This window comes from Burkholderia sp. 567 (assembly GCF_040545115.1).
In the GTDB taxonomy this organism is placed as follows: domain Bacteria; phylum Pseudomonadota; class Gammaproteobacteria; order Burkholderiales; family Burkholderiaceae; genus Burkholderia; species Burkholderia ambifaria.
Map to the genome: position 1 here is coordinate 74,398 of NZ_JBEPLG010000010.1, position 11,920 is coordinate 86,317.

The window sequence follows — 11,920 nt, forward strand, 5'->3', positions numbered from 1 at the left end:
AATCTTCATTCTCCCGCTCGCGAGTGATTCATGGTTCCCCACCTCGTTACCGCGTTGAACGGTCCGCTGCTCGAACTCGAGCAGAAGATCCTCGACGCGACGCCTGCGATCGAACGCTGGTTCAGGCTCGAATGGCAGGAACACACCCCGCCGTTCTATTGTTCGGTGGACCTGCGCAACGCCGGCTTCAAGCTGGCGCCCGTCGACGCGAACCTGTTCCCGGGCGCGTTCAATAATCTGCCGTCCGAAGTGCTGCCGCTCGCCGTCCAGGCCGCGATGGCCGCGATCGAGAAGATCTGCCCGGACGCGAAGAACCTGCTCGTGATTCCCGAGCTGCCGACCCGCAACGCGTTCTACCTCGAAAACGTCGCGCGGCTCGCGACGATCATGCGCCAGGCCGGCCTGAACGTGCGCTTCGGCTCGCTCGATCCGAGCATCACCGACATGACGCCGATCACGCTGGCAGACGGCCAGAAGATCGTGCTCGAACCGCTCGAGCGTTCGCAGCGCCGCCTCGGCCTGAAGAATTTCGATCCGTGCTCGATCCTGCTGAACAATGACCTGTCGGCCGGGATTCCCGCCGTGCTGGAAAACCTGCACGAGCAGTATCTGCTGCCGCCGCTGCACGCGGGCTGGGCCGTGCGCCGCAAGTCGACGCACTTCTCGTGCTACGACGACGTCGCGAAGAAGTTCGCGAAAATGGTCGGCGTCGATCCGTGGATGGTGAATCCGTATTTCGCGCATGTCGAAGGCGTCGACTGGCAGGCGCATGAAGGGGAGCAGGCGCTCGCCGACGCGATCGACGGCGTGCTGAAGAAGATCGCGCGCAAGTATCGCGAATACGGGATCAGCGAAAAGCCGTACGTCGTCGTGAAGGCCGACGCGGGCACCGCCGGGCGCGGCGTGATGACCGTGCACGATGCGGCCGAGATCGGCCGCATGTCGAAGGCCGAGCGCACGCAGATGGCCGAGTCGAAGGCCGGCCTCGCGGTGCGCGACGTGATCGTGCAGGAAGGCGTCTATACGTTCGAGCGCGTCGGCGACGAAGTCGCGGAGCCGGTCGTGTACATGATCGACCGCTACGTGGTCGGCGGCTTCTACCGCACGCACGGCGGCCGCGAGCGCGACCAGAACCTGAACGCGCCGGGCATGCACTACGTGCCGCTCGGCTTCGAGCACACCGCGCTGCCGGATGCCGGCGCCAAGCCGGGCGCCGCGCCGCCGAACCGTTTCTACATGTACGGCGTCGTCGCGCGCCTGTCGCTGATCGCGTCGTCGATCGAACTGGAAAAGACCGATCCCGAAGCCATCCAGGTGTAACGGCTTCGCTACGTACAGGACCCGCATGGACATTCTCTTTATCGCCGACCCGCTCGAGCGCTTCAAGATCTACAAGGATTCGACCTACGCGATGATGGCGGAGGCCGCGCGGCGCGGGCATGCGGTGTACACATGCCAGCCGCACCAGCTCGCATGGACGGGCTCGGGCGTCGAGGCGGACGTGCAGCGCGTGACGATCGTCGGCGACACGGCCGACCTGCATCGCCATCCGTGGTACGAGGCAGGCGCCCACGAATCGCGTCAGATGACGTCGTTCGGCGCGGTGCTGATGCGCAAGGATCCGCCGTTCGACATGGAGTACGTGACGGCGACCTGGATGCTCGAGCTGGCCGAGCGGGCAGGCGCACGCGTGTTCAACAAGCCTCAGTCGATCCGCGATCACTCGGAGAAGCTCGCGATCGGCGAGTTTCCGCAGTTCGTCGCGCCGACGCTCGTCACGCGCGACGCCGCGCGCTTGCGTGCGTTCCACGCCGCGCACGGCGACGTGATCGTGAAGCCGCTCGACGGGATGGGCGGGATGGGCGTGTTCCGCGTGAAGGCCGACGGGATGAATCTCGGCGCCATCATCGAGATGCTCGGTCATGACGGCACGCGCTCGCTGATGATTCAGAAGTTCATCCCCGAGATCACGGCCGGCGACAAGCGCATCCTGCTGATCGCGGGCGAGCCGGTGCCGTATTCGCTCGCGCGGATCCCGCAGGGCAGCGAGGTGCGCGGCAATCTCGCCGCGGGCGGGCTGGGCGTCGCGCAGCCGCTGACGCCGCACGACCGCGAGATCGCCGAGACGCTCGGGCCGGTGCTCGCCGCGCGCGGGCTGCTGCTGGTCGGGCTCGACGCGATCGGCGACTGGCTGACCGAGGTGAACGTGACGAGCCCGACGTGCTTCCGCGAAATCATGGAGCAGACGGGTTTCGACGTCGCCGCGATGTTCATCGACGCGCTGGAGCGGGCGGCCGCGTAGCCCGCTTCGCGCGCAATTCCGGCGGCGGCCGCGCAGGCCCCCCGTCGCCGGAGCCGTTCGACCGGCCTGCTACAATGCCCGCTTGCCCGGTGCCGCGACCAGCGCGCCGAAGGCCCGGCGGTCGGGCCGAAACCGTTGCAAGGCTGAACATGAAACGATTCCCATACTCGCTATGCTCGTGGCCCCGCCGCGGGGCGTCGGCCCGCCAGGGGCGGCCGGAGGCGGTCTGACATGGCCGGGATTCTGATCATCGCGCACGCGCCGCTCGCCACCGCGTTGCGGGACTGCATCGCGCACATTTACGGCGGCGTGCCCGCGCGCATCGGCTGTATCGACGTGCTGGCGGACAGCGACCCCACCCAGGTGATGGCGTTCGCGCATGCGGAACTCGCGCGGCTCAGGGAAGAGAACGGCGTCGTCGTGCTGACCGACATGTACGGCGCGACGCCCGCGAACATCGCGGGCCAGCTCGCGAAGCTCGACAACGTGCGCGTGCTGGCGGGCGTGAACCTGCCGATGCTGGTGCGGGCCGTCTGCTACCGTACCGTGCCGCTCGACAAGCTCGTCGACAAGGCGCTGTCCGGCGGCGCGAAGGGCGTCCATGAAGTGGCGGCCGGCACGCCGCCGCCGCCGACCGAAGCCGGCTGCGGCCAGTGCGCGCCGATTCCGCCCGAGCCGCAACCGCGCACCGAATCGCACTGACCGCCCGTTTTCCCGTTTTAGACCGAGCCGCCGCACCTCGCCGGCGGCCTCGACCGACCCGACCGAGAATCATGCTTCAACAAGAAACCACCATCGTCAATAAATTGGGGCTCCATGCACGCGCATCGGCCAAGCTTACGCAACTGGCCGGCAACTTCCAGTCGGAAGTCTGGATGACGCGCAACGGGCGCAAGATCAACGCGAAAAGCATCATGGGCGTGATGATGCTCGCGGCGGGCATCGGCAGCTCGGTGACGATCGAGACCGAAGGTCCCGACGAGCGCGAAGCGATGGATGCGCTGCTCAAGCTGATCGCGGACAAATTCGGCGAAGGTCAGTGATCCCCGCGCGGGATCGTTGCCGTTTCCGAGCAGAATGCCGCGTTTTCCGCGGCATTTTTTTCGTCCCGAGCATTGGTGCGGAACGCACAATGCTGCGGTGCATGCAGTCAGCATGGAGGGACGGAATTTATAATCGCTACCCGGGGTCATAAGCGCATCGCAGCGGTGTGCCGCGGCTTTACTTGTACAGAGGAGGTGCGCGTGTCCTTCACGCTGCATGGCATTCCCGTCTCACGTGGTATCGCGATCGGGCGAGCGTATCTGATCGCGCCGGCGGCGCTCGACGTCGCCCATTACCTGATCGAGGCGAACCAGATCGACGCCGAGGTCGAGCGTTTTCGCACGGCGCGCGAAGTCGTGCATCGCGAACTCAACGCGCTGCGCGCCGACCTGACCGACGACACCCCGAGCGAAGTGGGCGCGTTCATCGACGTGCACACGATGATCCTGAGCGACGCGATGCTCGTGCAGGAAACCATCGACCTGGTGCGCACGCGCCGCTACAACGTCGAATGGGCGCTGACCGAGCAGCTCGAGCTGCTCACGCGCCACTTCGACGACATCGAGGACGAATACCTGCGCGAGCGCAAGGCCGACATCGAACAGGTGGTCGAGCGCGTGCTGAAGGCGCTCGCCGGCGCGCCGTCCGCGTCGCAGGCGCTCGATCGCGCGGCCGCGCGCGGCCAGAACGAGATGATCGTCGTCGCGCACGACATCGCGCCGGCCGACATGATGCAGTTCAAGTCGCAGTCGTTCCAGGCATTCGTCACCGATCTCGGCGGCCGCACGTCGCACACGGCGATCGTCGCGCGCAGCCTCGGCATTCCGGCCGCGGTCGGCGTCCAGCATGCGAGCGCGCTGATCCGCCAGGACGACCTGATCATCGTCGACGGCGACCAGGGGATCGTGATCGTCGATCCCGCGCCGATCGTCCTCGAGGAATATTCGTACCGCCAGTCCGAGAAGCTGCTCGAGCAGCGCAAGCTGCAGCGCCTGAAGTTCTCGCCGACGCAAACCTTGTGCGGCACGAAGATCGAGCTGTACGCGAACATCGAGCTGCCCGACGACGCGAAGGCCGCGGTCGACGCCGGCGCGGTCGGCGTCGGGCTGTTCCGCTCCGAGTTCCTGTTCATGCACCAGAAGGAGATGCCGGAAGAGGAGGAGCAGTTCGCCGCGTACAAGCGTGCGGTCGAGTGGATGAAGGGCATGCCGGTGACGATCCGCACGATCGACGTCGGCGCGGACAAGCCGCTCGAGGCGCTCGACGAAGGCTACGAGACGGCGCCGAACCCCGCGCTCGGCCTGCGCGCGATCCGCTGGAGCCTGTCCGAGCCGCAGATGTTCCTCACGCAGCTGCGCGCGATCCTGCGCGCGTCCGCGTTCGGGCAGGTGAAGATCCTGATCCCGATGCTCGCGCACGCGCAGGAAATCGACCAGACGCTCGACCTGATCCGCGAGGCGAAGCGCCAGCTCGACGACGCGGGGCTCGCGTACGACCCGAACGTGCGTATCGGCGCGATGATCGAGATCCCGGCCGCGGCGATCGCGCTGCCGCTGTTCCTGAAGCGCTTCGACTTCCTGTCGATCGGCACCAACGACCTGATCCAGTACACGCTCGCGATCGACCGTGCGGACAACGCGGTCGCGCACCTGTACGACCCGCTGCATCCGGCGGTGCTGCACCTGATCTCCTATACGCTGCGCGAAGCGAAGCGCGCGGGCGTGTCGGTGTCGGTGTGCGGGGAGATGGCGGGCGATCCGACGCTCACGCGCCTGTTGCTCGGGATGGGGCTCACCGAGTTCTCGATGCATCCGAGCCAGTTGCTGGTCGTGAAGCAGGAGATCCTGCGTGCGCACCTGAAGGCGCTCGAGAAGCCGACGGCCGACGTGCTGGCCGCGTTCGAGCCCGAGGAAGTGCAGGCGGCGCTCAAGCGCCTGGCGGTCGCGGAGCCGCGCGCGGACGACGCGGCCGCCTAGGCGACGCGGGCCGCGCGGTGAAACCGCCGCGAACGTAGCGAAACGTCACGCATGCGCCGTTCGGCGCATGCATCGCGCGCGTCAGTGCCGGCCCTGGCACACGGGGCAGTCGGCCTGGCGCGCGATCTTCATCGTCGTCCATTCCATCCGCAGCGAATCGAGCATCATCAGCCGGCCGTTGAGCGTCGTGCCGATCGCGCCGATCACGCGGAGCGCTTCGGCGGCCTGCATCGCGCCGATGATCCCGACCGTCGGCGCGAACACGCCCATCGTCGCGCACGCGACTTCCTCGAACGGCTGGTCTTCCGGAAACACGCACGCGTAGCAGGGCGCGGCCGGGTCGCGGAAGTCGAACGTGCTGATCTGGCCGTCGAAGCGCAGCGCGGCGCCCGACACGAGCGGCACGCCGTGCGCGACGCACGCGCGGTTGATCGCATGGCGCGTCGCGAAGTTGTCGGTGCAGTCGAGCACGACGCCCGCCTGCGGCACGTGTTCGTCGAGCCACGCATCGTCGACACGCGCCGCGACCGCATGCACGGTCACTTCCGGGTTCAGCCGCGCGAGCGTGTCGCGCCCCGATTCGACCTTGCTGCGCCCGACGGAGGCCGTCGCGTGCAGGATCTGCCGCTGCAGGTTCGTGAGGTCGACCGTGTCGGCGTCGACCAGCGTGATCGTGCCGACGCCGGAGGCCGCCAGATACATCGCGGCCGGCGAGCCGAGCCCGCCCGCGCCGACGACGAGCGCATGCGCGTCGAGGAAGCGCTGTTGCGCGTCGATGCCGATTTCGTCGACGAGGATGTGGCGGGAGTAGCGAAGGAGTTGATCGTCGTTCATGGGAAGTCGTGAGCGAGGCGGCGGACGTAGCGTTATTTTAGGCGCGCATGAAAAACGGGCCATCGCGGTCTTCCCGCGATGGCCCGTCGGATGCCGGCCGGCGCTTACTGCGGTGCCGACGCGGGCTTCGGTGCGGCGGCCTTCGCGCCCGACGCCTTCGCGGGCGTCGCGGCCTTGGTGGCCGGGCTCTTCGTCGTGCTCTCGGCGAGGCGCGACTTCGATTCCTGCACCGGCTTGCCTTCGAGCTTGTTGAGCGCCTGCTGCATCATGAAGTCGTCGGCGCTGCCGAACTCGATCGGCTTGCGATCGCGGTCCTTCTGGCGCTGCTCCGGCGTCTTCTTGTCGTTCTGCTCTTCGAGGACGCGCAGCTGGTCCATCCGGCGCTGCTCGCGCTCTTCCTGTTCCTTCTTCTCGTTCGGATCCTGCGTGTTCGCGAGGTGGTTCGTGTAGTCGACCTCGCGCGTCACGAGCACGTCGTCCGGATCGCCGTCCGCGTACTGATCGACCGGAACGTCGGGCGTGATGCCCTTGTTCTGGATCGAACGGCCGCTCGGCGTGTAGTAGTAGGCGGTCGTCAGGCGCAGCGCGGTGTCGGCCGTCATCGGACGAACCGTCTGCACCGAGCCCTTGCCGAACGTCGTCTTGCCCATGATCTGCGCGCGCTTCGCATCCTGCAGCGCGCCGGCGACGATTTCCGACGCGGACGCGGAATACGCGTTCGTCAGCACGATCATCGGCACGGTCTTGAAGACCGGCGGCAGGTTCTTCAGCGGATCGCCGTCGAAGGACGGCAGGCGGTAGTTGTCGTAGGTGTCGCGGTAGACCTGCTTCGAATCCGGGATCTGGCCGTTGGTCGACACGACGACGGAGTCGGGCGGCAGGAACGCGCCGGCGACGCCGACCGCGCTCTGGAGCAGGCCGCCGCCGTTGTTGCGCAGGTCGACGATCAGGCCCTTCAGGTTCGGCTGCTGGCGCGCGATGTCTTGCAGCTTCGCGGCGAGATCGGGCGTCGTGCGCTCCTGGAAGCTCGTGATCCGGATGTACGCGTAGCCCGGGTCGAGCAGTTTCATCTTCACGCTCTGCACGCGGATGACCGCGCGCGTGACGGTGATGGGGAACGTGCGGTCGTCGCTCTTGCGGAAGATCGTCAGCGTGACCTTGGTGCCCGGCTCGCCGCGCATCTGCTTGACGGCCTTGTCGAGCGTCATGCCGCGCACCGGCTTGTCGTTGATGCGCGTGATCAGGTCGCCCGGACGGATGCCGGCGCGGAACGCGGGGGTATCCTCGATCGGCGAGATCACCTTGACGAGGCCGTCTTCCTGCGAGATCTCGATGCCGAGACCCGCGAAGCGACCCTTGGTCTGCTCCTGGAGCTCGTCATAGTCGGTCTTGTCGAGGAACGACGAATGCGGGTCGAGGCTCGACACCATGCCCTTGATCGCCGCCGTCAGCAGCTTCTTGTCGTCGACCGGCTCGACGTACTCGCGCTTGATCTGGCCGAACACTTCCGCGAACAGGCGGAGCTGGTCGAGGGGAAGCGGCGCAGTGGCGGTCTGCTCGGCCGACGCCGAAACCTGCAGCGTGGCGAACACGCCCGTGGCGAGGCCCGCGGCAATCAGGCCGATGTTCTTCAATTTCATTCGCATAGAGAGTCTGGTGCGGTCGGGAAGCGCGTGGCGGTAGCGGGGATGTAGCGGACAAGTATAACTGTTCGTCCGATTACTCAGTGGAACGCTGCGGAAATGGCTCAGGTGCGGCGGTCCCGAGGCCCCGGCCCCCGGGCCCTGGCCGGGTGCCGCCGGACGCGCAGCGGATTCGAAAGCGGATTCGACAGCACAGGGGCCGCGAAGGTTCGCGCCGCCGCGCGCCCGGGCGGGCCCCGAACAGGCCGCGCGACGCGGCCCGCCCGGCGTGACGGATGTCAGCCCGCCTTGCCCTGCTTCGCGACGGCGGCCTGCGCCTTCGCGATCGCGTCCTGGTCGCCGAGGTAGTAGTGCTTGATCGGCTTCAGGTCTTCGTCGAGTTCATACACGAGCGGCACGCCATTCGGGATGTTCAGGCCGACGATGTCGCTGTCCGAAATGCCGTCGAGGTACTTGATCAGCGCGCGCAGCGAGTTGCCGTGCGCGGCGATCAGCACCTGCTTGCCCGAGCGGACGGCCGGCGCGATCGATTCGTTCCATAGCGGCAGCACGCGCGCGACCGTGTCCTTCAGGCACTCGGTGAGCGGCAACTGCTCGCGCGGCACCTTCGCGTAGCGCGGGTCGTTGAACGGCGCGCGTTCGTCGGTCGGCTCGAGCGCGGGCGGCGGCGTGTCGTAGCTGCGGCGCCACACGAGCACCTGGTCGTCGCCGAACTTGGCGGCCGTTTCCGCCTTGTTCAGGCCCGACAGCGCGCCGTAGTGGCGCTCGTTCAGGCGCCACGAGTGGACGACCGGCAGGTACATCAGGTCCATCCGGTCCTGCACGTGCCACAGCGTGCGGATCGCGCGCTTGAGCACCGACGTGTACGCGATGTCGAACGTGTAGCCGGCCTCCTTGAGCAATTCGCCGGCCTGGTAGGCCTCGTTGCGACCCTGTTCGGTCAGGTCGACGTCGACCCAGCCGGTGAAGCGGTTTTCCTTGTTCCACGTCGATTCGCCGTGGCGGATGAGAACGAGTTTGTACATGGATCTTGCGGTCGGTAGTGATAGGGAAGCGGGGCGCGTCGCGCGGTACCCGGCCCGGGTCCGCCATCGCGCAAGACGGTTATTTTATAATGGCGGGATTGTCCTTTTCCGATTTCTCTTTTTCCGGCGGATTTCCGTGACGTTCTTCACCGATTACACGAACCTGGCCCTTATCGCGATCCTGCTGGTTTCCGGCGGCCTGCTTGCATGGCCCGCGCTGCGTCGCGGCCGCGGCGGCCTGTCGGCCGCGGAGGCGACGCAGCTCATCAATCGCCGCAACGCGGTCGTGATCGACCTGCGGGCGGCGACCGACTTCGCTGCCGGCCACCTGCCGTCGGCGCGCCAGGTCGCCGCCGGCGAGATCGGCGCGAAAATTGCGCAGGTCGCTAAAAACAAGAGCACCCCGGTGCTGCTCGTCTGCCAGAACGGCCAGCAGTCGCAGAAGGCGGCGCGCGAGGTCCAGGCGGCGGGCTATGCCGAGGTGCACGTGCTCGAGGGCGGCGTCGCCGCGTGGCAGCAGGCCGGGATGCCGGTCGTCAAACAAGGAGTCGCGAAGTGAGCAAGGTATTGATGTACAGCACGCAGGTGTGTCCGTATTGCATTCAGGCCGAGCGCCTGCTGAAGCTGCGCGGCGTCGAGCAGATCGAGAAGGTGCTGATCGACCGCGATCCGGCCCGCCGCGAGGAAATGATGACGCGCACGGGCCGCCGCACGGTGCCGCAGATCTATATCGGCGACACGCACGTCGGCGGTTACGACGATCTGTCGAAGCTCGACCGCGAAGGCGGCCTCTTGCCGCTTCTGCAAGCCGCCTGATTAGGGCAGAATGGCCGCCGGCCGCGCCGCGGCTTGGGCGCGCAGGATCCAACCGAGGCGGCCGGCGCGAAGCCGGGCCGCCCCGTCACCACTTTTAGGGAAACACCATGTCCGACGTCGAAAATCAACCGTTCTTCAACATCCAGCGCGTCTACCTGAAGGATATGTCGCTCGAGCAGCCGAATTCGCCGGCGATCTTCCTCGAGCAGGACATGCCGTCGGTTGAAGTCGAAGTCGACGTGAAGGCCGAGCGCCTGGCGGAAAGCGTGTTCGAAGTCGTCGTGTCGGGCACCGTCACCGCGAAGGTGAAGGACAAGGTCGCGTTCCTGATCGAAGCGAAGCAGGCCGGCATTTTCGACATTCGCAACATTCCCGACGAACAGCTCGACCCGCTCGTCGGCATCGCCTGCCCGACGATCCTGTTCCCGTACCTGCGCTCGAACATCGCCGACGCGATCACGCGTGCGGGCTTCCCGCCGATCCACCTGGCGGAAATCAACTTCCAGGCGCTGTACGAGCAGCGTCTCGCGCAGCTTCAGCAGCAGGCCGGCGCAGCAGGTGCGCCGAATGGTGCGCCGAATGGCGCGCCGAACGGCACGACGCTGAACTGACGTTTCACTCCGGACCGGTGCTGGGTATGAAAGTAGCCGTTCTCGGCGCCGGTGCCTGGGGCACCGCGCTCGCGGGCCATCTGGCCGCGCGGCACGACACGCTTCTCTGGGCGCGCGACGCCGCGCTGATCGCCGGGCTGCAGGCCCGGCATGAAAATTCCCGCTATCTGGACGGCATCGCGCTGCCCGATGCGCTGCGCTACGACGCCGATCTCGGCGCCGCGCTCGCGCACGGCGCCGCGGACGACGCGCTGTGCGTGATCGCCGCGCCGGTGGCCGGCCTGCGCACGCTGTTCGGCGCGATGCGCGACGCGGGCTGCGTGCCCGCGCATGTCGTTTGGGTCTGCAAGGGTTTCGAGGCCGATACGCATCTGCTGCCGCACCAGGTGATCGCGGCCGAATTGCCGGGGCAGCACAGCAATGGCGTGCTGTCGGGGCCGAGTTTCGCCCGCGAGGTCGGGCTTGCGCTGCCCGTCGCGCTGACGGTCGCGAGCACGTCCGCCGAATGCCGCGAGCGCACGCTCGCCGCGTTCCATCACGGCGCGATGCGGATCTACACGGGCGACGACGTGGTCGGCGTCGAGGTCGGCGGCGCGGTGAAGAACGTGCTGGCGATCGCGACCGGCATCGCCGACGGGCTCGGGCTCGGGCTGAACGCGCGCGCCGCGCTGGTCACGCGCGGCCTCGCGGAAATGTCGCGCCTCGGCGTCGCGCTCGGCGGCCGCGCGGAAACCTTCACGGGCCTCACGGGCCTCGGCGACCTGATCCTCACCGCGACGGGCGACCTGTCGCGCAATCGCACGGTCGGCCTGCAACTGGCGGCCGGCCGCTCGCTGAACGACATCCTCGGTGCGCTCGGCCACGTGGCCGAAGGCGTGCGCTGCGCGCAGGCCGTGCTCGCGCTCGCGCGCGCGCAATCGATCGAAATGCCGATCACCGAAGCCGTGTGCGGCGTGCTGTTCGACGGCGTCGCGCCGCGCGATGCGGTCAGCGGCCTGCTGCGGCGCGACGCGCGCGCCGAATAACAGCGACGAAACCCACCGATTTCTTGCGGCCGCGCGCGCTCGCGCAAAGCGGGCGGCGCCAAAGCGCACTACGCTTGAACAGTCTCCGGCATTTCGGGAGGGTGTCATGCTTCGGATCGGTTCCACCACGCTCGACGCGCAACGCGTCGACATCACGACGCTCGACGTCGACGCGATCGTCAACGCCGCGAACGGTTCGCTGCTCGGCGGCGGCGGTGTCGACGGCGCGATTCATCGCGCGGCCGGCCCAGGCCTGCTGGCCGAGTGCCGCACGCTCGGCGGCTGCGCGACCGGCGACGCGAAGCTCACGCGCGGCCACGGGCTGCCGGCGCGGTACGTGATTCATGCGGTCGGCCCGGTGTGGCACGGCGGCGGGCGCGGCGAGCCCGACCTGCTCGCCGCGTGTTACCGGCGCGCGATCGAGCTGGCCGAGGAGGTTGCGGCGACATCGATCGCATTCCCGGCGATCAGCTGCGGCATATATCGCTATCCGGCCGACGAGGCCGTCGACATCGCGGTCGGCACGGTCGTCGACATGCTGCCGCAGGCGCCGAACCTCGCACGCGTGGTGTTCGCGTGTTTTTCATCCGACATCTACGACCTGTATCGCGCGCGGCTCGCCCGCAGCTAACGCGTGCGGCCGG

The 11,920-nt window shown here is 67.7% G+C and carries 13 protein-coding genes; 10 read left to right on the forward strand and 3 right to left on the reverse strand.

The annotated features are described in order from the left end of the window. The first annotated feature begins 30 nt into the window (after positions 1 to 30). The 5 genes from gshA to ptsP all read left to right on the forward strand — a co-directional run bounded on the left by gshA (position 31) and on the right by ptsP (position 5,322). Entirely contained in the window at positions 31 to 1,320 is a 1,290-nt protein-coding gene (gene gshA / locus ABIC50_RS26265; protein WP_006752078.1) for a glutamate--cysteine ligase, read from the forward strand. A gap of 25 nt (positions 1,321 to 1,345) precedes the next feature. Next, positions 1,346 to 2,302, forward strand: a complete 957-nt coding sequence (gshB, locus tag ABIC50_RS26270; RefSeq protein ID WP_165752076.1) for a glutathione synthase — start codon at positions 1,346 to 1,348, stop codon at positions 2,300 to 2,302. A 231-nt stretch (positions 2,303 to 2,533) separates the two neighbouring features. After that, positions 2,534 to 3,004, forward strand: coding sequence for a PTS sugar transporter subunit IIA (locus ABIC50_RS26275; protein ID WP_006752076.1), 471 nt, complete (start codon positions 2,534 to 2,536; stop codon positions 3,002 to 3,004). A 71-nt stretch (positions 3,005 to 3,075) separates the two neighbouring features. Continuing rightward, positions 3,076 to 3,345 carry an HPr family phosphocarrier protein gene (locus ABIC50_RS26280; protein WP_006752075.1) on the forward strand — a complete coding sequence of 90 codons (270 nt, stop codon included), beginning with the start codon at positions 3,076 to 3,078 and terminating at the stop codon, positions 3,343 to 3,345. Between the two features lie 201 nt (positions 3,346 to 3,546). Then, complete coding sequence (ptsP, locus tag ABIC50_RS26285; RefSeq protein ID WP_105833010.1) at positions 3,547 to 5,322, forward strand: phosphoenolpyruvate--protein phosphotransferase; 1,776 nt, start codon at positions 3,547 to 3,549, stop codon at positions 5,320 to 5,322. Between the two features lie 81 nt (positions 5,323 to 5,403). Here ptsP and ABIC50_RS26290 read toward each other — a convergent pair whose 3' ends face one another. The 3 genes from ABIC50_RS26290 to gpmA all read right to left on the reverse strand — a co-directional run bounded on the left by ABIC50_RS26290 (position 5,404) and on the right by gpmA (position 8,824). Continuing rightward, positions 5,404 to 6,156 carry a HesA/MoeB/ThiF family protein gene (locus ABIC50_RS26290; RefSeq protein ID WP_105832967.1) on the reverse strand — a complete coding sequence of 251 codons (753 nt, stop codon included), beginning with the start codon at positions 6,154 to 6,156 and terminating at the stop codon, positions 5,404 to 5,406. 104 nt (positions 6,157 to 6,260) lie between these two features. After that, positions 6,261 to 7,802: a S41 family peptidase gene (locus ABIC50_RS26295; RefSeq protein ID WP_011658012.1), complete on the reverse strand. Its 1,542-nt coding sequence runs from the start codon at positions 7,800 to 7,802 to the stop codon at positions 6,261 to 6,263. Positions 7,803 to 8,077: 275 nt separating this feature from the next. Beyond that, entirely contained in the window at positions 8,078 to 8,824 is a 747-nt protein-coding gene (gpmA, locus tag ABIC50_RS26300) for a 2,3-diphosphoglycerate-dependent phosphoglycerate mutase (protein WP_126228559.1), read from the reverse strand. A gap of 136 nt (positions 8,825 to 8,960) precedes the next feature. Here gpmA and ABIC50_RS26305 point away from each other — a divergent pair, with 136 nt between their 5' ends. The 5 genes from ABIC50_RS26305 (at position 8,961) to ABIC50_RS26325 (ending at position 11,907) form a co-directional block, all read left to right on the forward strand. Next, positions 8,961 to 9,383 carry a rhodanese-like domain-containing protein gene (locus tag ABIC50_RS26305; RefSeq protein ID WP_011658010.1) on the forward strand — a complete coding sequence of 141 codons (423 nt, stop codon included), beginning with the start codon at positions 8,961 to 8,963 and terminating at the stop codon, positions 9,381 to 9,383. After that, positions 9,380 to 9,640: a glutaredoxin 3 gene (gene grxC, locus ABIC50_RS26310; RefSeq protein WP_012364773.1), complete on the forward strand. Its 261-nt coding sequence runs from the start codon at positions 9,380 to 9,382 to the stop codon at positions 9,638 to 9,640. The genes ABIC50_RS26305 and grxC overlap by 4 nt, the downstream gene beginning before the upstream one ends. Positions 9,641 to 9,747: 107 nt before the next feature. Then, complete coding sequence (gene secB, locus ABIC50_RS26315; RefSeq protein ID WP_126228558.1) at positions 9,748 to 10,251, forward strand: protein-export chaperone SecB; 504 nt, start codon at positions 9,748 to 9,750, stop codon at positions 10,249 to 10,251. A 26-nt stretch (positions 10,252 to 10,277) separates the two neighbouring features. Next, entirely contained in the window at positions 10,278 to 11,276 is a 999-nt protein-coding gene (locus tag ABIC50_RS26320) for an NAD(P)H-dependent glycerol-3-phosphate dehydrogenase (protein ID WP_006752067.1), read from the forward strand. 106 nt (positions 11,277 to 11,382) lie between these two features. Next, positions 11,383 to 11,907, forward strand: a complete 525-nt coding sequence (locus ABIC50_RS26325) for an O-acetyl-ADP-ribose deacetylase (RefSeq protein WP_011658007.1) — start codon at positions 11,383 to 11,385, stop codon at positions 11,905 to 11,907. Positions 11,908 to 11,920 lie beyond the last annotated feature (13 nt).

Bases quoted from the DNA above. Each gene is read 5' to 3' on its own strand.
- ABIC50_RS26325 (WP_011658007.1), top strand. From the start codon at position 11,383: ATGCTTCGGATCGGTTCCACCACGCTCGACGCGCAACGCGTCGACATC.
- ABIC50_RS26275 (WP_006752076.1), top strand. From the start codon at position 2,534: ATGGCCGGGATTCTGATCATCGCGCACGCGCCGCTCGCCACCGCGTTG.
- ABIC50_RS26295 (WP_011658012.1), bottom strand. From the start codon at position 7,802: ATGCGAATGAAATTGAAGAACATCGGCCTGATTGCCGCGGGCCTCGCC.
- gshB (WP_165752076.1), top strand. From the start codon at position 1,346: ATGGACATTCTCTTTATCGCCGACCCGCTCGAGCGCTTCAAGATCTAC.
- gshA (WP_006752078.1), top strand. From the start codon at position 31: ATGGTTCCCCACCTCGTTACCGCGTTGAACGGTCCGCTGCTCGAACTC.
- gpmA (WP_126228559.1), bottom strand. From the start codon at position 8,824: ATGTACAAACTCGTTCTCATCCGCCACGGCGAATCGACGTGGAACAAG.
- ABIC50_RS26280 (WP_006752075.1), top strand. From the start codon at position 3,076: ATGCTTCAACAAGAAACCACCATCGTCAATAAATTGGGGCTCCATGCA.
- ABIC50_RS26290 (WP_105832967.1), bottom strand. From the start codon at position 6,156: ATGAACGACGATCAACTCCTTCGCTACTCCCGCCACATCCTCGTCGAC.
- ABIC50_RS26320 (WP_006752067.1), top strand. From the start codon at position 10,278: ATGAAAGTAGCCGTTCTCGGCGCCGGTGCCTGGGGCACCGCGCTCGCG.
- secB (WP_126228558.1), top strand. From the start codon at position 9,748: ATGTCCGACGTCGAAAATCAACCGTTCTTCAACATCCAGCGCGTCTAC.